Annotated in this window: 20 protein-coding genes; 10 read left to right on the forward strand and 10 right to left on the reverse strand. The window is 71.2% G+C overall.

Features of this window, described 5'->3' with window-relative positions:
• Positions 1 to 76 precede the first annotated feature (76 nt).
• Positions 77 to 3,100, reverse strand: coding sequence for an excinuclease ABC subunit UvrA (uvrA, locus tag ACFRAC_RS13190; RefSeq protein WP_382923989.1), 3,024 nt, complete (start codon positions 3,098 to 3,100; stop codon positions 77 to 79).
• Between the two features lie 222 nt (positions 3,101 to 3,322).
• Between uvrA and ACFRAC_RS13195 the strand changes: the two genes are divergently transcribed.
• Complete coding sequence (locus tag ACFRAC_RS13195) at positions 3,323 to 4,009, forward strand: maleylpyruvate isomerase family mycothiol-dependent enzyme (protein ID WP_382923990.1); 687 nt, start codon at positions 3,323 to 3,325, stop codon at positions 4,007 to 4,009.
• 68 nt (positions 4,010 to 4,077) lie between these two features.
• A complete protein-coding gene (locus tag ACFRAC_RS13200) occupies positions 4,078 to 4,734 on the forward strand; it encodes an MBL fold metallo-hydrolase (protein ID WP_382923991.1) in 657 nt (218 codons plus the stop codon).
• Positions 4,735 to 4,961: 227 nt separating this feature from the next.
• Here the strand turns inward: ACFRAC_RS13200 and aroQ are convergent, their stop codons facing one another.
• The gene (gene aroQ / locus ACFRAC_RS13205; RefSeq protein ID WP_382923992.1) at positions 4,962 to 5,435 is read right to left on the reverse strand and encodes a type II 3-dehydroquinate dehydratase; all 474 of its coding nucleotides are present in this window, start codon (positions 5,433 to 5,435) and stop codon (positions 4,962 to 4,964) included.
• Between the two features lie 104 nt (positions 5,436 to 5,539).
• Between aroQ and ACFRAC_RS13210 the strand changes: the two genes are divergently transcribed.
• Positions 5,540 to 6,586 (forward strand): S66 peptidase family protein, encoded by a 1,047-nt coding sequence (locus ACFRAC_RS13210; protein ID WP_382923993.1) that lies wholly within the window; start codon positions 5,540 to 5,542, stop codon positions 6,584 to 6,586.
• Between the two features lie 94 nt (positions 6,587 to 6,680).
• Positions 6,681 to 7,958 (forward strand): MFS transporter, encoded by a 1,278-nt coding sequence (locus tag ACFRAC_RS13215; RefSeq protein ID WP_382924177.1) that lies wholly within the window; start codon positions 6,681 to 6,683, stop codon positions 7,956 to 7,958.
• Positions 7,959 to 7,994: 36 nt separating this feature from the next.
• Here ACFRAC_RS13215 and ACFRAC_RS13220 read toward each other — a convergent pair whose 3' ends face one another.
• The 6 genes from ACFRAC_RS13220 to ACFRAC_RS13245 form a co-directional block, all read right to left on the reverse strand.
• Positions 7,995 to 9,095, reverse strand: a complete 1,101-nt coding sequence (locus ACFRAC_RS13220; protein ID WP_382923994.1) for a calcium:proton antiporter — start codon at positions 9,093 to 9,095, stop codon at positions 7,995 to 7,997.
• Positions 9,096 to 9,351: 256 nt separating this feature from the next.
• A complete protein-coding gene (locus ACFRAC_RS13225; protein ID WP_382923995.1) occupies positions 9,352 to 10,353 on the reverse strand; it encodes a TerC family protein in 1,002 nt (333 codons plus the stop codon).
• Between the two features lie 223 nt (positions 10,354 to 10,576).
• The gene (locus ACFRAC_RS13230; RefSeq protein WP_382924178.1) at positions 10,577 to 12,580 is read right to left on the reverse strand and encodes a TerD family protein; all 2,004 of its coding nucleotides are present in this window, start codon (positions 12,578 to 12,580) and stop codon (positions 10,577 to 10,579) included.
• 53 nt (positions 12,581 to 12,633) lie between these two features.
• Positions 12,634 to 13,212: a TerD family protein gene (locus ACFRAC_RS13235; RefSeq protein ID WP_361343080.1), complete on the reverse strand. Its 579-nt coding sequence runs from the start codon at positions 13,210 to 13,212 to the stop codon at positions 12,634 to 12,636.
• A gap of 166 nt (positions 13,213 to 13,378) precedes the next feature.
• Positions 13,379 to 15,523 (reverse strand): excinuclease ABC subunit UvrB, encoded by a 2,145-nt coding sequence (gene uvrB, locus ACFRAC_RS13240; protein WP_382923996.1) that lies wholly within the window; start codon positions 15,521 to 15,523, stop codon positions 13,379 to 13,381.
• Positions 15,524 to 15,563: 40 nt separating this feature from the next.
• On the reverse strand, positions 15,564 to 16,427 hold the full coding sequence (locus ACFRAC_RS13245) for an MHYT domain-containing protein (protein ID WP_382923997.1): 864 nt from the start codon (positions 16,425 to 16,427) through the stop codon (positions 15,564 to 15,566).
• Between the two features lie 276 nt (positions 16,428 to 16,703).
• On the opposite strand from ACFRAC_RS13245, the gene ACFRAC_RS13250 reads away from it, so the two are divergent.
• From ACFRAC_RS13250 to ACFRAC_RS13260, 3 genes are all read left to right on the forward strand, one after another.
• Positions 16,704 to 17,579 carry a glycerophosphodiester phosphodiesterase gene (locus ACFRAC_RS13250; protein ID WP_382923998.1) on the forward strand — a complete coding sequence of 292 codons (876 nt, stop codon included), beginning with the start codon at positions 16,704 to 16,706 and terminating at the stop codon, positions 17,577 to 17,579.
• 47 nt (positions 17,580 to 17,626) lie between these two features.
• Positions 17,627 to 18,181, forward strand: coding sequence for a methylated-DNA--[protein]-cysteine S-methyltransferase (locus ACFRAC_RS13255; RefSeq protein WP_361343069.1), 555 nt, complete (start codon positions 17,627 to 17,629; stop codon positions 18,179 to 18,181).
• Positions 18,182 to 18,363: 182 nt separating this feature from the next.
• Positions 18,364 to 19,647, forward strand: coding sequence for an MFS transporter (locus ACFRAC_RS13260; RefSeq protein WP_382923999.1), 1,284 nt, complete (start codon positions 18,364 to 18,366; stop codon positions 19,645 to 19,647).
• 273 nt (positions 19,648 to 19,920) lie between these two features.
• Here the strand turns inward: ACFRAC_RS13260 and ACFRAC_RS13265 are convergent, their stop codons facing one another.
• Entirely contained in the window at positions 19,921 to 20,349 is a 429-nt protein-coding gene (locus ACFRAC_RS13265; RefSeq protein ID WP_382924179.1) for a VOC family protein, read from the reverse strand.
• Between the two features lie 99 nt (positions 20,350 to 20,448).
• Here ACFRAC_RS13265 and ACFRAC_RS13270 point away from each other — a divergent pair, with 99 nt between their 5' ends.
• Together ACFRAC_RS13270 and ACFRAC_RS13275 are read left to right on the forward strand one after the other, a co-directional pair.
• On the forward strand, positions 20,449 to 21,357 hold the full coding sequence (locus ACFRAC_RS13270) for a pseudouridine-5'-phosphate glycosidase (RefSeq protein ID WP_382924000.1): 909 nt from the start codon (positions 20,449 to 20,451) through the stop codon (positions 21,355 to 21,357).
• A complete protein-coding gene (locus ACFRAC_RS13275; protein ID WP_382924001.1) occupies positions 21,354 to 22,286 on the forward strand; it encodes a carbohydrate kinase family protein in 933 nt (310 codons plus the stop codon). The genes ACFRAC_RS13270 and ACFRAC_RS13275 overlap by 4 nt, the downstream gene beginning before the upstream one ends.
• 21 nt (positions 22,287 to 22,307) lie before the next feature.
• Here the strand turns inward: ACFRAC_RS13275 and ACFRAC_RS13280 are convergent, their stop codons facing one another.
• Positions 22,308 to 23,120, reverse strand: a complete 813-nt coding sequence (locus ACFRAC_RS13280; protein ID WP_382924002.1) for a methyltransferase — start codon at positions 23,118 to 23,120, stop codon at positions 22,308 to 22,310.
• A gap of 269 nt (positions 23,121 to 23,389) precedes the next feature.
• Between ACFRAC_RS13280 and ACFRAC_RS13285 the strand changes: the two genes are divergently transcribed.
• Positions 23,390 to 24,517, forward strand: coding sequence for a magnesium and cobalt transport protein CorA (locus ACFRAC_RS13285; RefSeq protein WP_382924003.1), 1,128 nt, complete (start codon positions 23,390 to 23,392; stop codon positions 24,515 to 24,517).
• Positions 24,518 to 24,595 lie beyond the last annotated feature (78 nt).

The following is a 24,595-nucleotide window of genomic DNA, read 5'->3' on the forward strand; positions in this document are numbered from 1 at the left end:
CCCGCGGGAAGTTCCCGCGGGTCGCCGCCCGTTCCGGAGTCGCTTGGTCCGTCCTCGGTGGGGCGGACCCACTTGCTCAGGACGACTTGCGCGCCCGCGTCGTCTTGGCGGCCGTCTTCTTCGCCGCCGTCTTCTTCGCGGCGCCGGTGGCCTTGTCGGCCGTCCTGGCCGTCGCCGTCCCGCGCGTCGCGGAGCCGGCCGCGACGGTCTTCCTGGCCGTCTTGCGCGGGGCCTTCACCAAGGCGGCGTCGCTGATCCGGTCGGCGTCGAGGACCTCGCGCAGGAACTTGCCGGTGTGACTGGCGGGAACCGCGGCGACCTCCTCGGGTGTGCCCTCGGCGACGACGAGGCCGCCTCCGGCACCGCCCTCGGGACCCATGTCGACGAGCCAGTCGGCGGTCTTGATCACGTCGAGGTTGTGCTCGATGACGATGACCGTGTTGCCCTTGTCGACCAGGCCGGAGAGGACCTTCAGCAGCTTGCTGATGTCCTCGAAGTGCAGACCGGTGGTCGGCTCGTCGAGGACGTAGACCGTGCGGCCGGTGGAGCGCTTCTGGAGCTCGCTGGCGAGCTTCACGCGCTGCGCCTCGCCGCCGGACAGCGTGGTCGCCGCCTGACCGAGCCGGACGTAGCCGAGACCGACGTCGTTCAGCGTCTTGAGGTGCCGGTTGATCGCCGGGACGGCCTCGAAGAAGTCCATGGCCTCCTCGATCGGCATGTTCAGGACCTCGGCGATGGACTTGCCCTTGTAGTGGACCTCCAGGGTCTCCCGGTTGTACCGGGCTCCGTGGCAGACCTCGCACGGGACGTAGACGTCCGGGAGGAAGTTCATCTCGATCTTGATGGTGCCGTCGCCCGCGCAGTTCTCGCAGCGGCCGCCCTTGACGTTGAAGGAGAAGCGACCGGGCAGGTAGCCGCGGACCTTCGCCTCGGTGGTCTCGGCGAACAGCTTGCGGATGTGGTCGAAGACACCGGTGTACGTCGCCGGGTTGGACCGGGGCGTACGGCCGATGGGCGACTGGTCGACGTGCACGACCTTGTCGACCAGGTCGTCGCCGTCCACGCGGGTGTGCCGTCCGGGGACGCTGCGGGCGCCGTTCAGCTCGCGCGCCAGGTGCGTGTACAGGATGTCGTTGACCAGGGTCGACTTGCCCGAGCCGGAGACGCCGGTCACCGCGGTGAAGACGCCGAGCGGGAAGGAGACGTCGATGTCCTGGAGGTTGTTCTCCCGGGCGCCGCGGACCGTGAGCTGCCGGGACGGGTCGAGCGGACGCCGGACGTCGGGCACCGGGATGGCCTTCTTGCCCGCCAGGTACTGGCCGGTCTGCGACTCGTCGTTGGCGAGCAGCTCCTTCAGGGAGCCGCTGTGCACGACCTTGCCGCCGTGCTCGCCGGCACCGGGGCCGATGTCGACGATCCAGTCCGCGACCTTGATGGTGTCCTCGTCGTGCTCGACGACGATGAGCGTGTTGCCCATGTCGCGCAGGCGGACCAGGGTCTCGATCAGCCGGTGGTTGTCCCGCTGGTGCAGCCCGATGGACGGCTCGTCGAGGACGTACAGGACGCCGACGAGTCCGGAGCCGATCTGGGTGGCGAGCCGGATGCGCTGGGCCTCGCCGCCGGACAGGGTGCCGGCCGCGCGGTTGAGCGAGAGGTAGTCGAGGCCGACGTCGACCAGGAACCGCAGCCGCTCGTTGACCTCCTTCAGCACGCGCTCGGCGATCTTCTTGTCGCGGGCGCTCAGCTTCAGTTCGCCCAGGAAGTCCGCGCAGTCGCTGATGGACATGGCGGCGACCTCGGCGATGGACTTCCCCATGACCGTGACGGCGAGGACGATCGGCTTCAGCCGGGTGCCCTTGCACGCGGGGCAGGGCACCTGGCGCATATAGCCCTCGAAGCGCTCACGGCTGGCGTCGCTCTCGGCCTCGCTGTACCGGCGCTTGACGAAGGGGACGGCACCTTCGAACGGCGTCGTGTAGACGCGCTCACGGCCGTACCGGTTGCGGTACCGCACCTCGATCTGCGTCTTGTGGCCGTACAGGAGGGCCTTCTTGGCGCGCTGCGGCAGGCCGGCGAACGGGATGTCCGTCCGGAAGCCGAGGGCGTCCGCGAGGGCGTGGATCAGACGGCCGAAGTACTCCTTGGTGTGCCCGTGCGACCAGGGGTGGATGGCGCCCTCGTCGAGGGACTTGTCCGGGTCCGGGACGATCAGCTCGGGGTCGACCTCCATGCGCGTGCCGATGCCGGTGCACTCGGGGCAGGCGCCGAAGGGCGAGTTGAAGGAGAAGGAGCGGGGCTCCAGCTCCTCGAAGGAGAGGTCGTCGTACGCGCAGTACAGGTGCTCCGAGTACATGCGCTCGCGCTCGGGGTCGTCCTCGGGGAGGTCGACGAAGTCGAGCACGACCATGCCGCCGGACAGGCCGAGAGCGGTCTCGACGGAGTCGGTGAGGCGGCGCTTGGCGGAGTCCTTGACGGTGAGGCGGTCGACGACCACCTCGATGGTGTGCTTCTCCTGCTTCTTCAGCGTGGGCGGACTGGACAGCTGGATCGTCTCGCCGTCCACGCGTGCGCGTGAGTAGCCCTTGGTCTGGAGTTCGGCGAAGAGGTCGACGAACTCGCCCTTGCGCTCACGCACCAGCGGCGACAGGACCTGGAAGCGGCTGCCCTCCGGCAGCTCCAGGACCTTGTCGACGATGGCCTGCGGCGACTGGCGCGAGATGGGGCGGCCGCACTCGGGACAGTGCGGCTTGCCGATGCGCGCGAAGAGCAGCCGCAGGTAGTCGTAGACCTCGGTGATGGTGCCGACCGTGGAGCGCGGATTGCGCGAGGTCGACTTCTGGTCGATGGAGACGGCCGGGGACAGACCCTCGATGAAGTCGACGTCCGGCTTGTCCATCTGGCCCAGGAACTGCCGGGCGTAGGACGACAGCGACTCGACGTAGCGTCGCTGCCCCTCGGCGAAGATGGTGTCGAAGGCCAGCGAGGACTTGCCCGACCCCGACAGGCCCGTGAAGACGATGAGCGAGTCGCGCGGCAGGTCGAGCGAGACATTCTTCAGGTTGTGCTCGCGCGCGCCACGGACGATGAGACGGTCGGCCACGCCGGTCCGCACCTTTCTTGAGAGAAGTGACAGGGGCGAGGCCCCCGTCACTTCCAGACTAGGGGGAGCCACTGACAACGCCGGTCGGTTTCCGTGAGGGTCAACAATCCCGAGGCACCCAGCATGCCCGACGCCGTGATCGAGCCTATAGCACGCGCATTCGATTTCCGGCCCTCGTTCACCACCTTCACCCAAAGGTGTGGTCGAGCTAATGTCAGGCTCATGATTGATCACGCTCGTGACCTGGAGTCTGTACGTGAGGCGACCGAACGACTGCTCACCGCAGCCGCCGAAGTGGACAACGCCGCTGTGACCGAGCCGTCACGGCTTCCCGGCTGGAGCCGCGGTCACGTCCTCGCCCACCTCGCGCGCAACGCCGACGCCCTGGTGAACGTCCTCGAGGGACGTCCCATGTACATCTCCGCCGCCGCCCGTGACGCCGACATCGAGCGGGACGCGCCCCGCCCGCTGGACGTCCAGCTCGCCGACGTCCGGCAGAGCGCCGACCGCCTCCAGCAGGCGGCGGCCGTGCCCGCGGACTGGTCCCGCACGGTGGAGCTGCGCAACGGCGTGACGGACGCGGCGGCCCGCCTGCCCTTCCGCAGGTGGGTCGAGGTGGAGCTGCACCACGTCGACCTGGGCATCGGCTACGAGCTGGAGGACCTGCCCGCGGAGTTCGTGGAACGGGAGACCGACTTCCTCGCGGAGCGCTTCGCCGGGCACCCCGACGTCGAGCCGGTCCGGCTGACGGACGGCACACGCGTGTGGCGCACGGGACGGGACGAGGACGCGGCCGAGATCACCGTCCGGGGCACCGGAGCCGACCTGCTCGGCTGGCTCGCCGGACGCCGCGCGCGCTCCGCGCTGACCGTCGAGGGCGGCTCCTTGCCGTCGCTTCCGCCGCTCTAGCCGACGGACAGCCGGCCTCCACCAGGGTCCGGACGGCCGGCCGTGAGCCCCCGCTATAGGCTGCCGCCATGACGTACAGCGGCAAGGTGACGGTCGGTGGACCCGCCGACGTGCACGAGCTCAAGGACCTGATGATCACCAAGATCGCGGTCGGCCCGATGAACAACAACTCCTATCTGCTGCGCTGCCGGGCCACGGACGAGCAACTGCTGATCGACGCCGCCAACGAGGCGGACACTCTGCTGGGCATGATCGGTGACGACGGCATCGCGTCCGTCGTCACCACCCACCGGCACGGCGACCACTGGCAGGCCCTCGCCGCCGTCGTGGGCGCCACCTGCGCGCGCACCTACGCCGGACGCGAGGACGCCGACGGCATCCCGGTCCCCACCGACGTCCTCGTCGACGACGGCGACGTCATCCGGGTGGGGCGCGTGGAGCTCACCGCGCGCCATCTGGTCGGGCACACGCCGGGGTCGATCGCCCTCGTCTACGACGACCCGCACGGGCATCCCCACGTGTTCACCGGCGACTGCCTCTTCCCGGGCGGTGTGGGCAACACCCGTAAGGATCCCGAGGCATTCGCCAGGCTGATCCACGACGTCGAGACCAAGATCTTCGACGTGCTGCCCGACGAGACCTGGGTCTACCCGGGGCACGGGGACGACACCACGCTGGGCGCCGAGCGGCCGCATCTGCCGGAGTGGCGCGCCCGCGGCTGGTGACGCCGGGCCCGCGCGCGAACGGGAGAGGTCCCACGAGGCCCAGTGCGCCCGGCGTGCGCGCCCCGTGTGAACGACGCGCACACGGTGGGGGCACGCGTGCGCTCCCGGCGCACGACGGCGCGCGGTCCACTGGTCTCAGCCCCGCCCAGGATGACGGCTCCTGAGCGGAACGGGCCGCCGGTCTTTCCATCCCCGCCCTCGGCCGGCGGCCCCGGCGAGCCGCCCTGTCAGGTGTCCGCCCGGCCCTCCCCCACCAGCGCCGCGACGCGCTCCACCCCGAACGCGTACCCCTGCACACCACACCCCGCGATGACGCCGTCGGCCCGCAGGGAGACGTAGGAGTGATGCCGGAACGACTCCCGCCGGTGGATGTTGGAGATGTGGACCTCCAGCACGGGCAGCCCGTCGCAGGTGTTGAGAGCGTCCAGGATCGCCACCGAGGTGTGCGAGTAGGCGCCCGGGTTGATCACGATCCCGCAGTGGCCGAGCCGTGCCTCGTGGATCCAGTCGACCAGTTCTCCCTCGTGGTTGGACTGCCGGAAGTCGACGGTGCCGCCGTGCGCGGCCGCCGTCCTGGCGCACAGGCTCTCCACGTCCGCGAGGGTCTCGGAGCCGTAGATCTCCGGCTGACGCTGCCCGAGCAGGTTCAGGTTGGGGCCGTTCAGGATCATGATGGGGGCGTCGGCGAGGGTGCGGGGCACGGTTCCTCCGGTCCGTTCGGGGTCGTGCGGTGCGGGAACCACCGCTGCTCGGACCCCGGTTTATCACGGTGCGGACGGCTCTCCCGGCCCTCTACCCTCTGGGCATGGCCATGATCGCTTATCCGCCCAAGCCCTCCCCCGGTGACCGTGTAGCCGTCATCTCGCCCGGCGCCGGTCTGCCCGGCCTCTTCCCTCAGCCCTTCGAGCTGGGCCTGAAGCGGCTGCGTGAGGACTTCGGCCTCGAAGCGGTCGAGTATCCGGCGACCCGCACGATGGGGTCCACGCCGAAGGAGCGGGCGGACGACATCCACGCCGCCTTCGCCGACCCGGACGTCAAGGCGGTCCTCGCGTCCATCGGCGGCGACGACCAGATCACCGTGCTGCCGTACCTGGATCGGCAGTTGATCCGGGCGAACCCGAAGCCGTTCTTCGGGATGAGCGACAACACGAACCTGCTGATGTTCCTGCGCAACACCGGCATCGTCGCCTACCACGGGACGAGCGTGATGGTCGAACTCGGCCGCCCCGGCGCCATGAACCCCCAGACCGCCGATTCCCTGCGGGCCGCGCTGTTCACCTCGGGCGAGTACACCCTCAGCCCCGCCGAGCGCTGGAACGACGTCAACCGCGACTGGGCCGATCCCGCGACCTTCGAGTCGGAGGCGGAGATGCGGCCCGCCGACGGTTGGACGTGGGTCCACGCCGACCGCGTCGTCGAGGGCCGCACCTGGGGCGGCTGTCTGGAGATCGTCGGCTGGCTGCTGATGGCCGACCGCGAGATCGCCCACGACCTCTCCGAGTACGACGGCGGTGTCCTGCTGCTGGAGACGAGCGAGGAGATGCCGAGCGGCGAGGAGGTCTTCCGCACCTTGCGGAACATGGGCGAGCGTGGACTCCTGCAGCGCTTCTCGGCGCTGCTCATGGGGCGCGCGAAAACCTGGTCCTTCGAACACCCCAACTCCCCGCAGGAGGCCGCCCGGTACGCCGCCGAGCAGCGCGCGGCCGTCGAGCGCGCCATGCGGGCGTACGCCCCCGACACGGTGATCGTCTTCGACGTCGAGTTCGGGCACACCGATCCGCAGCTCGTGATCCCGTACGGCGGCATCGTGCGCGTCGACGGTCCCGCCCGGCGCATCACCGTCACGTACTGATCACCCCCGGCGCTCCCGCACGCCCCCGTAACCGGCGATCACACCGGGTAGTTGATCCGGCATGCGCGATGCACGCACCGTAACGGCGCCCTCCATGCTGCGGCTGGCGGGCGCCTCGCTCGCCGGGACGGCCATCGAGTTCTACGACTTCTTCGCCTACGGGACCGCGGCCGCCCTCGTGCTGGGGCCGCTGTTCTTCCCCACGTTCTCGCCGGTGGCGGGGACGCTCGCGGCGTTCGCCACCTTCGGCGTGGGCTTCGTGGCACGGCCGCTGGGGTCGGTGCTGTTCGGGCACATCGGGGACCGGCGCGGACGGCGGCCGGTGCTCGTGGCGTCCCTGCTGCTGACCGGGGCCGCCACGGTCGCGGTCGGCTGTGTGCCGACGTACGGGACGATCGGCGTCGCCGCGCCCCTGCTGCTGCTCGTGCTGCGCTTCCTGCAGGGGCTGGGGCTCGGCGGCGAGTGGGGCGGGGCCGTGCTGCTGGCCGTGGAGCACGCTCCGGCCCATCGGCGAGCGCTGTGGTCGAGCTTCCCGCAGGTCGGTCCGGCGCTGGGCTTCCTGCTGGCCAACGGGGTGGTGCTGGGGCTTTCCGCGGGCCTTTCCGAGGAGCAGTTCGCGGCGTGGGGATGGCGCGTGCCGTTCTGGGCCGCCGGGGTGCTCGCCGTGGCGGGGCTGTGGTTGCGGTCGTCGCTCGCGGAGAGCCCGCGGTTTCTGGAGATCGACGACCACGCGCGCGTGCCGCTCGTCGAGGTGGTGCGCGACCACTGGCGGCTCCTGCTGCTGACGGCCGGGGCGCTGTCGGTCGGATACGCGATCTTCTACACGGTGACGACCTGGTCGCTCGCCTACGGCACGGAACGGCTCGGGGCGAGCCGCACCGTCATGCTGACGTGCGTGATGGGCGCGGTGGTGGTGAAGGGTGCGCTCACCCCGGTGATGGCCCTGCTCGGCGACCGGTACGGGCGCCGGCCCCTGTGCCTGGCCGGGTGCGCCGCGGCCGCCCTGTGGATGCTTCCGATGGTCGCCCTGCTCGCGACGGGCCGGCCTCTGCCGATGTTCCTGGGGTTCACCGGTGCGCTGATCGCCTTCATCACCATGTTCGCGGTGATCGCCGCGTATCTGCCGGAGCTGTACGAGCCCCGGGTGCGCTGCACGGGTGCCGCCGTCGGCTACAACCTCGGCGGGGTCCTCGGCGGCGCGCTCACCCCGATCGTGGCCACCGCGCTCGCGGGGCGGGGCGGCCGGGTGCCCTGGGGCGTGGGGGCGTATCTGACGGGGATCGCGCTGCTCAGTCTGGGCTGTTTCGCCCTGCTCCCCGAGACCCGTCCGGCGGCGGCGGTGACGACGGCGGCGGAGCCCGCCACCGGATGACGGGAGCCGGTGACAGGCTGCGCGGCCGGCGCGGTCTCAGGGGTTGATCGCGAGTTCCAGATAAGCCGCGAACAGGACCAGGTGGACGCCGCCCTGGAGCGGTGTCGCCCGCCCCGGGACCACCGTCAGCGAGCTCACCACCACCGTCAGGGCGAGCAGCACCATATGGGTGGGGCCGAGCCCGAGGACGAGCGGGCCGGAGAGCCAGAGGGAGGCCAGCGCCACCGCCGGGATGGTGAGGCCGATGCTGGCCATCGCAGAGCCAAGGGCCAGATTCAGACTGGTCTGCACACGGTCCCCGCGGGCGGCACGCAGGGCGGCGATCGTCTCGGGGAGCAGCACCAGCAGGGCGATGACCACACCGACGACGGCGTGGTGCAGTCCGGCCGCCTCGACCCCGGACTCGATGGTGGGCGACACGCCCTTGGCGAGGCCGACGACGCCGACCAGGGCCAAGCCGAGCAGGCCGAGGCTGGTCAGCGCGGCGCGCTTCGAAGGTGCGTCGGCGTGGACGTCGGAGGTGATCACCTCCCCCTTCCGGCTGACGGGCAGGAAATAGTCGCGGTGCCGGACCGTCTGGGTCGCCACGAACAGGCCGTAGAGGATCAGCGAGGAGACCGCGGCGAACGTCAGCTGCACGGTGGAGAACTCGGGCCCGGGCTTGCTGGTGGTGAACGTGGGCAGCACCAGGCTCAGGGTGGCGAGTGTGGCGACGGTCGCCAGGGCGGCGCCGGTGCCCTCGGGGTTGAAGACCGCCGTGCGGTGCCGCAGGGAGGCGACCAGCAGGCACAGGCCCACGATGCCGTTGCAGGTGATCATCACGGCCGCGAAGACGGTGTCCCGGGCCAGCGTGGAGCTCTTGTCACCACCGTCGATGATCAGGGTCACGATGAGGGCGACCTCGATGATCGTGACGGCGACGGCGAGGACGAGGGAGCCGTAGGGTTCACCCACCCGGTGGGCGACCACCTCGGCGTGGTGCACGGCGGCGAGGACGGCGCCGGCCAGGACCAGCGTGACCACCCCGACGACCGCACCCGGCAGATCCCGCCCCCAGGTGAGGACCAGCAGCACGACCGCGAGCACCGGCACGACGGTCGTCCACCGGGTCGCGAGCGGTCTCAACCGATCGATCATGGAGCGATCGTCGCAAAGGCTCTCAGGGTTCGCATTGTCTGAGGACTGCTCGGGCGGCCCCGCGGGTCCGTCGCGGAGCGGGGGGCTCGGATGTCTGGTGTCGTGGTGCGAAATCGGTCATCTCCTGTCCGTCGCGGTCCAGGTGGGGGCCGATCGCCCCGGGGGCGGTCGGCCATGCGCAGGGAGCGGTGCCCGGCGCTGTGCCGGGCACCGCTCCCGGTGTCGGTTCATTCGGCGTTCTGCCGCCGGCCGGCGGTCAGACGTCTATGCGGTCCTTGGGAGTGCCCTCGCCGCCCTGCTCCACGGCCTCGGCCGCCTCCTGCTTCCGAGAGGCCCGGAGGCTGGTGATCGTGGTGACGATCAGGACGGAGCAGATCACGCCGAGCGAGACGGGGATGCTGATCTCGGGGACGTGGACCCCGGACTCGTGCAGCGCGTGCAGCACCAGCTTCACGCCGATGAAGCCGAGGATGATCGACAGGCCGTAGCTCAGGTGGACCAGCTTGCGCAGCAGGCCGCCGATGAGGAAGTACAGCTGCCGGAGGCCCATGAGGGCGAAGGCGTTGGCCGTGAAGACGATGTACGGGTCCTGCGTGAGGCCGAAGATCGCGGGGATGGAGTCCAGGGCGAAGAGCACGTCCGTCGTGCCGATCGCGAGCATCACGACCAGCATCGGGGTCATGACCCGTTTGCCGTTCTCCTGGATCCACAGCTTCGTGCCGTGGTAGCGGTCGGCGACGCCGAACCTGCGCTCGGCGGCCTTGAGCAGCTTGTTCTCCTCGAACTCCTCGTCCTCCTGGCCGGCCCGGGCCTCCTGGATGAGCTTCCAGGCCGTCCAGATGAGGAAGGCGCCGAAGATGTAGAACACCCACGCGAAGCTGGCGAGGATCGCGGCACCGGCGGCGATGAAGATCGCCCGCAGCACCAGAGCTATGAGGACACCGACCAGCAGGACGCGCTGCTGGTACTGCGACGGCACCGCGAACTTCGCCATGATCAGGACGAAGACGAAGAGGTTGTCGACGCTCAGCGATTTCTCGGTGATGAAGCCGGCGAAGAACTCGCCGCCGGCCTGCCCGCCGCCGAAGATCAGCAGGCCGAAGCCGAAGAGGCCGGCCAGGGCGATCCAGACGACCGTCCAGATTCCGGCCTCCTTGATCGACACGTCATGCGGCTTGCGGCCGATGAAGAAGTCGACGGCGATGAGGGCAGCGAGGCCCACGATGGTCAGGACCCACAGGGTCGTCGAAACTTGCACTGCGCCTCCGGCAGTCGTAACGGCAGATGTCAGCGTCATCGCGCGCCGGAGGTCTCTTCCACCCACGATGGGCCGACGCCCCGGGATCTGGCCTGATCCGTATTGACGGGTACGCCGCAGCAGACAGGGAGTACTCCCCTCCGTGGGATCAACAGTAACCAATCACCAAGGAAAGGTAAAGCGCTCGGCAAAATCCATACCTAAAATGCAGGTCAGGAGTCTTTTACCAATGCTTGGCGCGAGCCTCGGCCACCCGGGTGAGCACCTGCTGGAGCACCTGGCTGCCGGGGGGAACGAGCGGCGGCTCATAGGTCCAGGCGTGCCCGACCCACGGGTCGGCCAGGTGGTCGTCCGGCACCGGGGTCAGACGCAGCAGCGCCCGCCACAGAGGGTCGAGCAGCGGCCCGTAGCCCGAGGCGTCCTCACGGTCGGCCACCATCATCAGATGAACGCCGACCGCCGGGCCCTCGTCGGCGAGGTAGCGCAGCTGGTTCACGGCCCGGTCGTCGAAACCGTGCGGGAAGTCGTTGACGATCAGCAGTTGCTGGGAGGTGTCGAAGCCGGGCGGGAGGGAGTCGGGCGCTCCGCCGCGCAGCGCCATCTGCACCAGGTCGACGCGTTGGGTGAGGCGGGCCAGGACGTCCGCCACCCCGGTCGCGCCCGCCGCGGGCGGGCCCGCGAGCACGCCCGTCCGCACCAGCGGGGCGAGGGCCTGGGCACCCGAACCCGCCGGGTCGATCACGTGCACGGTGAACTCGCCCGCCGGGTAGACCGCCAGCAGCCGGGCCGCGTGCGCCACGGCCGTCTCCGTCGCGAGGCGGCGCATGTCGTGGGCGTCGGTGAAGGAGCCGTCGAGCGACGCGCCGCGTCCGCTGTCGATCCACAGGCCGCGCTCCAGCGGCAGCCGGATCAGCATCGGGATACGCAGGTCGGCGCACTCGGACAGATGGAGGTCGCCCAGGCGCAGGGCCATGGGGATCTCCATCGGGACGCGGTAGCCGTGCCAGACGGGGTTGTCCCAGCGCGCGAACGCGGGCGGCAGCGCGGGCTCGACCACCTCGGACTCGGCGGTGAGCTGGGCGACGTCGCGGTCGAGGGCCGCTCGGGCCTGGTTGACCAGCTCGGTGTGCCGGGCCTGCGCCGCCTCGCGGGCCGCGTCGCCCTGGCCGCCGATCCTGCTGCGCGGGTCCGACAGGGCCTGGTCGAGTTCCTTCTCCATGCGTGACTCGGCGAAGTCGACCGCGCTGCGGTAGGCCGCGGCGGTGCGGGCCAGGTCCTCGAACATGCCCCAGACCTGGTTGTAGAGCCGCTCGTCCATGGACCAGCCGGTGGCGTCGCCGGCGACGGGCTGCGGCGGCCTGCCGGGCTCGGCCGGGGGCGCGGTGGGCGGCGGTGGTGGTGGAGCGGAGGTCTGCCGGCGCGGGTGACTGTAGTCGATACCGCTGCCGGAGCCGGGTGCGGACGGCTGAGCGCCCTCACCGCCCTGGAACGGAGGCTGCGGCGCGGGCTGGCCCGGTATCCCCGGCGCCTGCGGGCCGTACGGCGACGTGGGCGCCGGACCGGACCCGCTGGAGGTGGACACGGGGCCGCCCTGGTCCGGTCCGAGGGCCGGTGCGGCCGGCTGCCGGGAACGGTCGCCGTCCGGGCGGGGCGGGGGTGCCGGCACCGAGCGCGCCAGCCCTTGGGCCACCGCTTCGTGGATGCCGCCGGCGAGTTGGCGGGCCTCGGCCAGGCCCTGGTCGGTGAAGAGGTCGGCGAGTCCGCCCGCGTAGCCCTGGCCGATGGCCCGGACCTTCCAGGCGCCCTGGCGGCGGTAGAGCTCCAGGGCGATCACGGCCGACTCGGAGTCCAGACCGGCCACGGTGTAGCTGGCGATCCCGGTGCCGTCCAGGCCGGTGACCGTGACGAAGGGGGCGGGGACGGCGCCGAAGCGGGTCGGTCCCCCGGCGCCGGTCGGCAGGGCGAGCAGCACACTGACCCGGTGGACGGCCTCGGGCATGGCGTCCAGGTCCACCGCGAGGCGGTGGTCGGCGGCCGCCTGCCGGGAGACCTCCAGGCCGGGCAGGGTGGGGGTGCCGGGATGGGCCACCCACTCCACGCCGTGGATCTTGCCCTGCTCGTCGCCGAGGGTGGCCGCCGCCACCATCGGCGTGCCGGCCGAGACCCTGATCTCCAGACGGGACTGGGAGAGCGGGTGGTTCTGCCCCCGCACCAGCTCGGCCGTCATGCCCTCGTCCCCCTGTGTCACTTGTCGTGTCGTGTGCTGCTCGCCGGGCGGGCCTACAGGTGCGGAAGGATCGCCGGCATCAGGTCCTGGAAGGTGCGGCCGTTGGCCGGGGTGCCGAGCGCGGTCATCGCCCAGCCGGTCCCCGAGCGGTGCACCTTCGCCATGATCTGCGCCGTGTAGGCGCCGCCGCCCGCGAGCGTGTAGCGGGCGAGCTCCTGGCCGTTGGTCTCGTCGACGAGGCGGCAGAACGCGTTCTGCACCTCCTGGAAGGTCTGCCCCGTGAAGGAGTTCACGGTGAAGACGATCTGGTCGATGTGGACCGGGATACGCGCGAGGTCGACGAGGATGGCCTCGTCGTCGCCGCCCTGGCCGACACCGCCGACGAGGTTGTCGCCGGTGTGGCGGACCGAGCCGTCGTCACTCACCAGGTGGCGGAAGAAGACGACGTCGACCGGCTGCTTGTCAGCGAAGAGGACTGCGGAGGCGTCGAGGTCGATCTCCCGCGTGCGCGAACCGAACAGGCCGCGCCGGGGAGCCGCCTGCCAGCCGAGACCCATGCGCACCGCGGTCAGGCTGCCCCCGTCATTCTTCTGCAGACTGATGGCCTGACCCTTGGTCATGTTGACGGTCACGTGCTGATTCCCCTCTCGAACAGTCCCCTGTTGGCCGCGGTCTCCGCGGATGACGAGAACCCTACGCAGGGGCACTGACAGTGACGTACCCCGGTCCCCACTTTGTGTCGGTCTTGCAACACTGCGCGTACGCGCGGGCCGGGCACAGACCAAGGATGTGGGCCGGTCAGGCGATGCCGGCCTCCTTCATCTGACGCAGCTCCTTCTTCATCTCGGACACCTCGTCGCGCAGCCGGGCCGCGATCTCGAACTGGAGGTCCGCGGCGGCGGCACGCATACGCTCCGTCAGATCCTCGATCTGCTGGGCGAGTTCGGCCGCGGGCTGGTCGGTCGGGACCGTCTGCTTGGCCTTGGACTTGCCCTTGGCCGGCTTCGCGGCCTGCGCGGCCTTGCCTCCGAGCGACGGCACCGGCGCCTTGGTGCCCCGGCCGTCCTTCTTCGCCCGGTAACCGGTGCCGAGCAGTTGCTCGGTGTCGACGTCCTCGCGGGCGATCTGCGCGACGATGTCGTTGATCTTCTTGCGCAGCGGCTGCGGGTCGATGCCTTTCGCCTTGTTGTACGCGACCTGCTTCTCACGGCGGCGGTTGGTCTCGTCGATGGCCTTCTCCATCGCCGGCGTGATCTTGTCCGCGTACATATGGACCTCGCCGGAGACGTTGCGCGCCGCGCGGCCGATGGTCTGGATGAGGGACGTGCCGGAGCGCAGGAAGCCCTCCTTGTCCGCGTCGAGGATCGCCACCAGGGACACCTCGGGCAGGTCGAGACCCTCGCGCAGCAGGTTGATGCCGACGAGGACGTCGAACTCGCCGGCGCGCAGCTCGCGCAGCAGCTCGACGCGGCGCAGGGTGTCGACGTCGCTGTGCAGGTAGCGCACCTGGATGCCAAGCTCCAGGAAGTAGGCCGTGAGGTCCTCGGCCATCTTCTTGGTGAGGGTCGTGACCAGGACGCGCTCGTCCTTCTCGACGCGGCCGCGGATCTCGTGGACCAGGTCGTCGATCTGGCCCTCGGTGGGCTTGACGACGACCTGCGGGTCGACGAGGCCGGTGGGGCGGATGATCTGCTCGACCTGGCTGTCGGAGCGGGAGAGCTCGTAGGTGCCGGGGGTGGCCGACAGGTAGACGGTCTGACCGATGCGCTTCTGGAACTCCTCCCACTTCAGCGGGCGGTTGTCGAGGGCCGAGGGCAGGCGGAAGCCGTGGTCGACGAGGGTGCGCTTGCGGGAGGCGTCGCCCTCGTACATGGCTCCGATCTGCGGCACCGTGACGTGCGACTCGTCGATGACGAGCAGGAAGTCGTCGGGGAAGTAGTCCAGCAGCGTGTTCGGCGGGGAGCCGGGCTCACGGCCGTCGAAGTGCATCGAGTAGTTCTCGACGCCGGAGCAGGTGCCGATCTGGCGGAGCATCTCCAGGTCGTACGTGGTGCGCATGCGCAGCCGCTGGGCCTCCAGCAGCTTGCCCTGCTTCTCCAGGTCGGCGAGGCGCTCGCCGAGCTCCTTCTCGATGTCGTTGACGGCGCGCTCCATGCGCTCCGGGCCCGCGACGTAGTGGGAGGCCGGGAACACGTACAGCTGCTGGTCGTCGCTGATGATCTCACCGGTGAGCGGGTGCAGCGTGGACAGCGCCTCGATCTCGTCGCCGAACATCTCGATGCGTACGGCGAGCTCCTCGTAGACCGGGAAGATCTCGATGGTGTCGCCGCGGACCCGGAAGGTGCCTCGGGTGAACGCGAGGTCGTTGCGGGTGTACTGGATGTCGACGAAGCGGCGCAGCAGGTCGTCCCGGTCGATCTCCTCGCCGACCCTGAGGGGGACCATGCGGTCCACGTACTCCTGCGGTGTGCCGAGGCCGTAGATGCAGGAGACCGAGGCGACCACGACGACGTCGCGGCGGGTGAGCAGCGAGTTGGTCGCGGAGTGCCGCAGACGCTCGACCTCCTCGTTGATCGAGGAGTCCTTCTCGATGTAGGTGTCCGACTGCGGGACGTACGCCTCGGGCTGGTAGTAGTCGTAGTACGAGACGAAGTACTCGACGGCGTTGTTCGGCAGGAGTTCGCGGAACTCGTTCGCCAGCTGGGCGGCCAGCGTCTTGTTCGGCGCCATGACCAGGGTGGGGCGCTGGAGCTTCTCGATCATCCACGCGGTGGTCGCGGACTTGCCGGTGCCGGTCGCGCCGAGCAGGACGACGTCCTTCTCCCCGGCCTGGATGCGCCGGGCGAGCTCGGCGATGGCCGCGGGCTGGTCACCGTTGGGCTGGTAGGGGCTGACGACCTCGAAAGGCGCCACCGTGCGTTCAATGCTGGAAACGGGCCGCATGGAATCAACCGTACGACCCTCCGCGGACAACGCGGTCCGATCAGTGGTTCTGCGGGGCCCTGGCAGGTCGCCGGACGGTCCGGCGGACGGTCTGGGGCGGGCGACGGAGCTGGCGCGGGACGGTGGCGTGGGCCGGCACGCCGGGCTTCTCCTCGGCGGGCGGTTTGTCGGGCTGCCCCAGGACCGTCTGCGGCCCGAAGATCATGACCGCTCCGGCAAGGAGCAGGAAGGCGAGCGGGCCGACCAGCATCGGGGCGAGCAGGGAGGCGGGTGAGTCGCCTGCCGTGGCGGCTCCCGTGCCGTGCAGGTGGACGCTGAGGGCGGCCATGCCGGTGTAGTGCATGCCGCTGGCGGCGAGGCCCATGATCAGGCTGGCGCCGACGCTCCAGAGCACTCCCCTGACCTGGCCGGCGGCCCAGAGGGCGGCGGTGGCGGCGAGCATCGCTATCGCGACGGAGGCGGCGACGGTGAGCGTGTTGTACTCCAGCCTGCCGTCGAGGCGCATGCCCGCCATGCCGAGGTAGTGCATGGAGGCGATGCCCAGGCCGGTGAGGGTGCCGCCGGTGAACAGGGCCGTCCCCCGCGCGCCGCGGCTGCCGACGATGAAGATGCCGACGCCCACCATCACGATGGCGATGGCGAGGCTCGCGAACGTCATCGGTTTGTCGTAGTGGATGGGCGTCTCGTCGACCGTGAAGCCCATCATGGCGATGAAGTGCATGGTCCAGATGCCGGACCCGATGGCCACCGAGCCGAGGGCGAGCCAGGCGGGGCGCCGGGAGCGCGCGACGAGCATCGACCTGGTGGTGCAGCGCAACCCGAGCGCACCTCCGAGGCAGGCCATGAGGTAGGCCACCAGCGGTGTGACGATCCCATAGCTGAAACCGTCGACCGTCCCCTGCATACGCGGCTGCCCTTCCGCCTGTTTACATCCCGGAATGTTCGATCGTGCGCCCCCTCCCGGGACCGCCCGAGCGGACCAGGGTTGAGGCAGAGAGTAACCCCCACCGCAAGGCTCGAACGATTCTCCTGCAAAGAATCACGGGCTTGCCCCAGTTGTGCGGCACGAGTGAGCGGACGGGGCAACTCCGGGCGCTCCGTGGCCGACCCGTACTCCCTCGTCGTTGACCCTGTGCTGTCAGAGTTGAACTGACCGTGATCTCCGACACGAGGAGTACGTATGCACGCGCGCGCTGTTGCCGCCACGACGGCCGCACTGCTGGGAACGGCCGCCCTGCTGTTTCCCGCTCCCGCCGCCGGCGCGGGCGTCCGGACCGAGCGGCCGACGGTCATCGCCCACCGAGGGGCCTCCTCCTATGCGCCCGAGAACACTCTGGCCGCCGTCGACAAGGCCGCCGGCCTCGGCATCGAGTGGGTCGAGAACGACGTGCAGCGCACCAAGGACGGCGAGCTGGTCGTGATCCACGACGACAACCTGAAGCGCACGACGGACGTCGAGGAGGTCTTTCCCGGCCGCTCCCCGTGGAAGGTGAAGGACTTCACCGCGACGGAGATCGCCCGGCTGGACGCGGGCAGCTGGTTCGGACCCGAGTTCGCGGGCGCGCGCGTACCGACCCTCCGGCAGTACGTGGACCGCGTCGAATCGCACCGGCAGAAGCTGCTGCTGGAGATCAAGAACCCCGAGCTGTACCCGGACATCGAGCAGCAGACCCTGAAGGTGCTCGGCGACGAGGGCTGGCTCGACGCCTCCCACCTGGCCGGCCGGCTGATCGTGCAGAGCTTCAGCGCCGACAGCGTCCGGGCCGTCCACGAGCTGCAGCCGGCGGTGAAGACCGGCTTGCTCGGCACACCGTCGGTGGCGGACCTGTCGCGGTACGCGGTCTTCGCCGACCAGATCAACCCCTCGCACACCACGGTCTCCCCCGGCTACGTCTCCTCCGTCCACGAGTTCGACGGACCGCACGGCGGGCCGCTGGAGGTGTTCACCTGGACCGTGAACGACGCGGACACGGCCCGGCAGGTCGCCGGGTACGGGGTCGACGGCATCATCAGCAACAGTCCGGACGTGGTGCGGAACGCGTTCCCGGCGGGCTGAGCGGCGCTCCGGGGCACGTTGTCAGTGGCGGCCCGTACGGTGAGCACATGGACAGCCACGGGCAGGACGAGCAGCGAGTGGTGTGGGCCGTGGTCGGCACCGCCATCGGTCCGCTGATGCTGGCCGCCACACGGGACGGCCTGGTCAGCGTCGTGTTCCACGCCACGCCTGAGATACGCGAGAAGGCACTGGAGCGGCTGGCCGCGCGGCTCGGCGCCGATCCGGTCGAGGACCCCGGGTCCGCCCTGCTCGCCGAGCCGATACGCCAGATGGACGAGTACTTCGCGGGGACGCGCAAGGACTTCGAGCTGCCGCTGGACTGGTCGCTGATCTCGGGCTTCAACCGGCAGGTCCTGCGCGAGCTGGCCTCTACGGTGCCGTTCGGGGCGGTCGTCGGGTACGGCGATCTGGCGGGACGCGTCGGGCAGCCGGGCGCCGCCCAGGCGGTCGGCATGGCGATGGGCGCCAATCCGCTGCCGGTCGTGGTGCCGTGCCACCGGGTCGTGGAGAGCGGCGGCGGCATCGGGGGCTTCGGAGGCGGTCTGGAGACCAAGCGGAAGCTGCTCGCGCTGGAAGGGGTCCTGCCCGAGCCGCTGTTCTGACCGGCCTCGGTGTCCGCGCGGCGTCCCGCGGCGGACCGGCCGGACGCGATCGGTTGGGCCCGCGCATCAGAGGGGGAGACTGCGCCCGTGACGACGACATTTTTCACCCGTCCGTACGCGGCCGGTCCGGTGTGTCGCCTTACGCCGTCCGGCTGGCTGTACGCCGGGTCCGGGCAGGCGTCATGACGAGTGTGGAGCGCCGGGCGGCCGTGCCGGCGACGCCCCAGGACCTCGCGGCGCTGCGGCGCCGGACCTCGGCCGTGCTGATCGCGACGCAGATCCTGGGCGGCCTCGGGGTCGCCACCGGCATCGCGCTCGCCGCGGTCCTGGCCAAGGAGGTCAGCGGCACCGAGTCGCTGTCGGGGCTCGCGCCCACCGCGACCGTCGCGGGCACAGCGGTGCTGTCGATGCCGCTCGCCGCGCTGATGACCGCGCGGGGGCGCCGTCCGGGACTCGTCCTGGCCTATCTGATCGGCGCCCTGGGTGCCGGGGTCAGCGTGGTCGCGGCCCGGGCCGGGAGCTTCCCGCTGCTCCTGTGCGGGCTGGCGGCGTTCGGCGCGGCCTCCTCGGCGAACCTTCAGGCCCGCTTCGCGGCCGCCGACCTGGCCGAGCCCGAGCAGCGCGCGCGTGCGATCTCGATGGTCGTGTGGGCGACCACCATCGGCGCGGTGATCGGGCCGAACATCGCGGCCCCCGCCGGCCGCAGCGTCACCGGCCTCGGGATACCCGCGGCGGCGGGTCCGTTCCTGTGGGCGGCGGGGATCTTCCTGCTGTCCGCGGTGGTCGTGGCCGTACTGCTGCGCCCGGACCCGCTGCTGACGGCGCGTGCCCTCGCGCCGGCCGAGGAGCGGACACCCGCGGGGCGCTCCCTGCGCGCGGGGGTGGCCGCCGTGGCCGCCTCGCCGCGGGCCCGGCTGGCGGTCGTGGCGGTCGCCGTGGCGCACACCGCGATGGTGTCGGTCATGTCGATGACCCCGGTCGACCTGGAGCATCACGGCGCCGGCATCGAGCTGATCGGGCTGGTCATCAGCGGGCACATCGCGGGCATGTACGCCTTCGCCCCTCTGATGGGCCGGCTGTCGGACCGGCTGGGCCGGCTGTCCGGGATCGGGCTGGCGGTGGGGCTGCTGGCGTGCGCGGTGTTCCTCGCCGGCACGGCGGGCGGCCGGCACGGGCAGACGGCGGCCGGTCTGTTCGTGCTGGGTCTCGGCTGGTCCGCGGGTCTGGTCTCGGGTTCGGCGCTGCTCACGGATTCGGTGCCGCAGGCCGCGCGAGCGGCCGCTCAGGGCCTGTCGGACCTCGTGATGAACGCCTCGGCGGGCATCGGTGGGGCGGCCGCGGGGCTCGTCGTCGCCACGGCCAGCTACGCGTGGCTGAACTTCTTCGCCGCCTGTCTGCTGCTGCCGCTGGCGGCGCTGGCCCTGTTCACCCGGAGCGGACGGACGGGAGCCGTCGCGGGCGACTGAAGGCGGCACCCCGCCCTCGAACGGGGCCTTTTTCAGGCCGCCATGGACCGCTGCGGCCGGTGGCCGCGCGACGGCAGTCCACATCGCGAAGTCGGTCGACGCCACCGTGACCGTCCTGGAGGACGCACCGGCCGGCTACGCCGAGTTCGACCAAGGCGCCGGCCGCAAGTGCGTGCTCAACCCGCACGGGGCGCTGGACGGAGTGCGGCCGGTCCGACGCCGAAGCCGTGCGGGAGGAGGCCGCGCGCGTGGCCTCCTCCCGCGGTCCCCGGGTCAGTCGTAGTGCCGGGCCTCGAACACGTTGCCGTCGGGGTCGCGGAAGTAGAAGCTGCGCGTGGCGTTCCCGCGGGCGCCGAAGGAGTCGCGCGCGATGTCCGACACCGGTGTGCCGCCCTCCTCCAAGCGGGCGCGCAGGGTGTCGAAGTCCTCGCCGGGCAGCGCGAGGCAGACGTGATGGACGGGGTGGCCGGCGCTCTCCGCGGCACCGGGCAGCATCTTCATCCGCTCGGCCATGGTGAGCGGCATGAGGTCGATGACCGTCTCGTCGTTGAGGCGGACGGAGGGGAACGGCACCGTCCCTTCGGTGAACTCGGTGAGCCGGACGGGCTCCATGCCGACTGTCTTCTCGTAGAAGCCGGCGGCGGCCACCGGGTCACGGACCCACAGGACGACATGGTCGAGACGTGCGGTGTTGTCCTTCATGCGCTCCAGGCTGGTGTCGTCCTCCACAGGCCGCAAGGGTTTGACCGGGCGCGTGTGTCGCCAGGGATGAGGGAGTACCGACAGACAGGAGGCGGTCGCGTGGTGCTGGTGGTGTCGGAAGAAGTGCGGGACGCGGTCGACGCGCGTCGCCCGGTGGTGGCCCTGGAATCCACGATCATCGCGCACGGGCTGCCCCGTCCGCGCAACCTCCAGGTGGCGCTGGAACTGGAGGACGTCGTACGGCGGGAGGGCGCGGTCCCCGCGACGATCGCCGTACTGGACGGACGGCCGCACGTCGGCCTCGACAAGCAGCAGTTGGAGCGGATCGCCAACGAGGACGGCATCCGCAAGCTGGGGCACCGGGATCTGCCGCTCGCGGTGGCGGCCGGGGCGAGCGGTGCGACGACGGTGTCGGCGACGGCCCAGCTGGCGGCGCTGGCCGGCGTGCGGGTGTTCGCGACGGGCGGTCTGGGCGGCGTGCACCGCGAGTGGACGGTGACACAGGACGAGTCGGCCGACCTGGGGCTGCTGGCACGGACCCGCGTCACGGTGGTGTGCGCGGGCGTGAAGTCGATCCTGGACGTCCCGGCCACCCTGCAGCGGCTGGAGACCCTGGGGGTGGCGGTGGCGGGGTACGGCACCGAGCGCTTCCCGGGCTTCTACCTGTCCGACTCGGGACACCCGGTGGACTGGACGCTGCGCTCGCCGCGTGAGGTGGCCGAGGTGATGCGTGCTCAGGACGACCTCGACGGGCCCGCGTCGGCGCTGATCGTCGCCAACCCGGTGCCGGAGGAGGAACAGCTCGATCCCGCGCTGCACGCGCGTGTGCTGGCCGATGCGCTGCACGCGTGCGAGGAGCGCGGCGTGACCGGCCAGGCCGTCACCCCGTTCCTGCTGGACTATCTGGTACGGCACACCGATGGCGCCTCTCTGAGCGCCAACCTGGCGGCGGTGCGCGGCAACGTACGGCTCGCGGGGCGGATCGCGGCGGCCTGGACCGGGGTGTGAGCGCGGCGGAAGCGGCGCGCGACCCGGCGCCCTCGCCGGGCGCCCTCCTGGTCGTCGGGGACGTGGTGACGGACGTCGTCGCCCGCCACCACGGCGCGCTCGCCTCCGGCACGGACACGGCGGCGGCCATCCGGACCGTGCCGGGCGGCGCGGGCGCCAACGTGGCCTGCTGGGCGGCGTACCGGGGCTGCGCGGACGTACGGCTGCTGGGCCGGGTCGGGGCGGACTCGGCGGCTTGGCACGAGCGGGAGCTGGCGGCCGGCGGGGTACGGCCGCTGCTCGTCGTCGACCCGCGGGCGCCGACCGGGACGGTGATCTGCCTGGTCGACGGCGGTGCCGCCGCCGAGCGGACGTTCCTCACGGACAGCGGCGCGTCCCTGCGGCTGGACCCCGGGGACTGGTCGGAGCAATTGCTCGACGGAGTCGGTCATCTGCATCTGTCGGGCTATCTGCTGTTCTCGGAGCCGAGCCGGGCGCTGGTGACGGCGGCTCTGCGATCGGCACGCGCGCGGGGCGTGCGGGTGAGTCTGGACCCGGCGTCGGCCGGGTTCCTGGTGCGCCTGGGCGTCGACCGCTTCCTGGAGGCGGTGGCGGGAGTGGACGTCCTGCTGCCCAGCCGGGACGAGGCCCGCCTGCTCACGGGAGCGGCCGACGCGGCGCGGGCCGCGGCCGAACTGAGCCGCCGGGTGCCGCTGGTGGTCGCCAAGCAGGGCGTGGACGGGGCGCTGGTGGCCCGGGACGGGACCGTGAGCGCCCGTGTTCCGGCCGAACCGGCGGTGGCGCGGGACACGACCGGGGCGGGGGACGCCTTCACGGGCGCCTTCCTGGCCGCATTGCTCAGGGGCGCCGTCCCCGAGGAGGCGGCGCGGGAGGGATGCCGGGCCGGTGCGCTGGCCGTGGGACGGGTGGGCGGCAGGCCCCCTCGGTGACGTGAGGTCCGGCGGCGCGGGTCAGCCGCCGTTGTCCTCCGGCGCCTTGCGTCCCCACGCCGAGATCATCGGTGCGGTGGCCAGGTCCATGCCGCCGGCGGACACGTTCGCCAGGTGGCGGTCGATCTCCTCGTCGGTGGCGATGCCTTCGGCGACCAGCCGGTCGCGGATCTGCCGGACGGTGGCGGACTCCAGCGCGGCGCAGGCGGCCGAGGCGAGCGGGAAGTAGGCGTCGGCCTCCACCCGCCGCAGCCCGGCCTCGCGCAGCAGGCGCGGCAGCCGGCGGCCGTAGGAGAGGTCGGCGCCGCGCTCGGCGAGCAGCGTGCGGAAGCCGTGGCGCAGCCGGTTCGCGAGCTGCTGCCCGGGGCCGTGGTCCTCGGGGCAGAGCAGGGGCTGCAGGGCCGGGTCGGCGTCCTCGATCAGCAGGCGGCCGCCGGGACGCAGGGCGCCGATCATCGACTTCAACGCCTGTTCCCGGTCCGGCACATGGCCGAGGACGAGCCGGGCGTGCACCAGGTCGAAGTCCTCTCCCGGGGCTTCGTCGGCGGCGACGTCGTGGGCGCGCACCTCGACCGGCGGGCGGGCGGCGGGGGCGAGCAGGGAGGTGTCGATGTCGGTGGCGACGATACGCCCGGTGGGGCCGACCTTCTTGGCCAGCCAGGACACCACCGAGGTGCCTCCGGCGCCCACCTCCCAGCAGCGCCAGCCGGGGCCGGTGCCGAGCCGTTCGAGGTGCCGGAACGTCGTGGGGTCGAAGAGTGCGGCGAAGGCGTCGAAGCGCTCGGCTGCCTCGGCCTGCCGGTTGTCGAGGAGGTATCCGTCGGTTCGCGTCATGGGCCGATCATCCCAGTTGCCGCCCTTGTCCGAAGAGGCCGACGCTCGGCCCCGGCGCCCCGAATTTCCCCTTCCCGACCTCGCCTGGATACGGGTGCGCTCGCGTCGTCCACAGGCGGGAACCAAGCGGAATGCGCTGCTCCCACAGGCTTACCCGCGTCTCACCCCCACCTGGCAGACTGACGGGCCACGACGCACTCCGCGGCGAGAACACGGCGGGGCGGCCGTCGAGATGACCCGCGCAGGAGATCCGACGCAGGGAGATCCAGATGTCCATGGCAGGGAATCTGCGCAAGGTCACCGGCCTTTCGAAGGTCGGCGGCCTGCGCAAGGTGGCACGGCTGGCTCATCGGCGTCCCCGCGTCGACCTGAGCCATCCGGCCAGATCCCCGCTGGGCTCCTCGGTGGTGAACTGCGTGACCTATCAGGACGGTGCGCGCGTCCCGGACAGCGGTGACGTGACCGACGCCCTGCAGCGGGTACGCAAGCGCGGCGGCGGTTTCGTCTGGCTGGGGCTCCACGAGCCCACGGACGAGGAGTTCGCCGGCATCGCGGAGCTGTTCGCCCTGCATCCGCTGGCAGTCGAGGACGCGGTGGAGGCGCATCAGCGACCGAAGCTGGAGCGGTACGACGACACGCTGTTCGCCGTGTTCAAGACGGTCTGCTACGTCGAGCACGAGGAGCTCACGTCGACCAGCGAGGTGGTGGACACGGGCGAGATCATGGTGTTCACCGGCCCTGACTTCGTGATCACCGTGCGGCACGGACGGCACGGCTCGCTCGGCCCGTTGCGCGAGGAGCTGGAGTCGAACGCCGAGCAGCTCACCAAGGGGCCGGCCGTGGTGCTGCACGCGATCGCGGACCACGTCGTGGACGACTACCTGAGCGTCATCGACTCGGTGCAGGAGGACATCGACGAGGTCGAGACGGACGTCTTCGCGGAGAACGGCGCACGGGCCGACCCGGGCCAGATCTACCAGCTCAAGCGTGAACTCCTCGAACTGAAGCGGGCCGTGGTGCCGCTCAGCCGTCCGCTGGAGGAACTGGCCACCGTGCCGATCCGTGTGGTGCCCCCGGAGATACAGGCGTACTTCCGCGATGTCGCCGACCATCTGCTGCGGACCAAGGAGCAGCTGTTCGCCTTCGACGAACTGCTGAACTCGATCCTGCAGGCACACCTGGCGCAGGTCACCGTCGCCCAGAACGAGGACATGCGGAAGATCACGGCGTGGGCCGCGATCGTCGCCGTGCCGACGATGGTGTGCGGGGTGTACGGGATGAACTTCGAGCACATGCCGGAGCTGCGGTGGACCTTCGGCTACCCGCTCGTGCTGGTCGTCATATCCGTCGCCTGCGTGGTCCTGTACCGCGGGTTCCGGCGCAACGGCTGGCTCTGAGCCGCGTCACGCCCCCGCCCGGCACGGGTGGCCGGGCAGCGGCGTCCGGGAGGTGACCCCGTCGGTGCCCCCGTGGGC

Source organism: Streptomyces sp. NPDC056628 (assembly GCF_042792555.1).
In the GTDB taxonomy this organism is placed as follows: Bacteria; Actinomycetota; Actinomycetes; order Streptomycetales; family Streptomycetaceae; genus Streptomyces.

Bases quoted from the DNA above. Each gene is read 5' to 3' on its own strand.
- ACFRAC_RS13195 (WP_382923990.1), top strand. From the start codon at position 3,323: ATGATTGATCACGCTCGTGACCTGGAGTCTGTACGTGAGGCGACCGAA.
- ACFRAC_RS13200 (WP_382923991.1), top strand. From the start codon at position 4,078: ATGACGTACAGCGGCAAGGTGACGGTCGGTGGACCCGCCGACGTGCAC.
- ACFRAC_RS13210 (WP_382923993.1), top strand. From the start codon at position 5,540: ATGGCCATGATCGCTTATCCGCCCAAGCCCTCCCCCGGTGACCGTGTA.
- ACFRAC_RS13215 (WP_382924177.1), top strand. From the start codon at position 6,681: ATGCTGCGGCTGGCGGGCGCCTCGCTCGCCGGGACGGCCATCGAGTTC.
- ACFRAC_RS13220 (WP_382923994.1), bottom strand. From the start codon at position 9,095: ATGATCGATCGGTTGAGACCGCTCGCGACCCGGTGGACGACCGTCGTG.
- ACFRAC_RS13230 (WP_382924178.1), bottom strand. From the start codon at position 12,580: ATGACGGCCGAGCTGGTGCGGGGGCAGAACCACCCGCTCTCCCAGTCC.
- uvrB (WP_382923996.1), bottom strand. From the start codon at position 15,523: ATGCGGCCCGTTTCCAGCATTGAACGCACGGTGGCGCCTTTCGAGGTC.
- ACFRAC_RS13245 (WP_382923997.1), bottom strand. From the start codon at position 16,427: ATGCAGGGGACGGTCGACGGTTTCAGCTATGGGATCGTCACACCGCTG.
- ACFRAC_RS13250 (WP_382923998.1), top strand. From the start codon at position 16,704: ATGCACGCGCGCGCTGTTGCCGCCACGACGGCCGCACTGCTGGGAACG.
- ACFRAC_RS13255 (WP_361343069.1), top strand. From the start codon at position 17,627: ATGGACAGCCACGGGCAGGACGAGCAGCGAGTGGTGTGGGCCGTGGTC.
- ACFRAC_RS13260 (WP_382923999.1), top strand. From the start codon at position 18,364: ATGACGAGTGTGGAGCGCCGGGCGGCCGTGCCGGCGACGCCCCAGGAC.
- ACFRAC_RS13265 (WP_382924179.1), bottom strand. From the start codon at position 20,349: ATGAAGGACAACACCGCACGTCTCGACCATGTCGTCCTGTGGGTCCGT.
- ACFRAC_RS13280 (WP_382924002.1), bottom strand. From the start codon at position 23,120: ATGACGCGAACCGACGGATACCTCCTCGACAACCGGCAGGCCGAGGCA.
- ACFRAC_RS13285 (WP_382924003.1), top strand. From the start codon at position 23,390: ATGTCCATGGCAGGGAATCTGCGCAAGGTCACCGGCCTTTCGAAGGTC.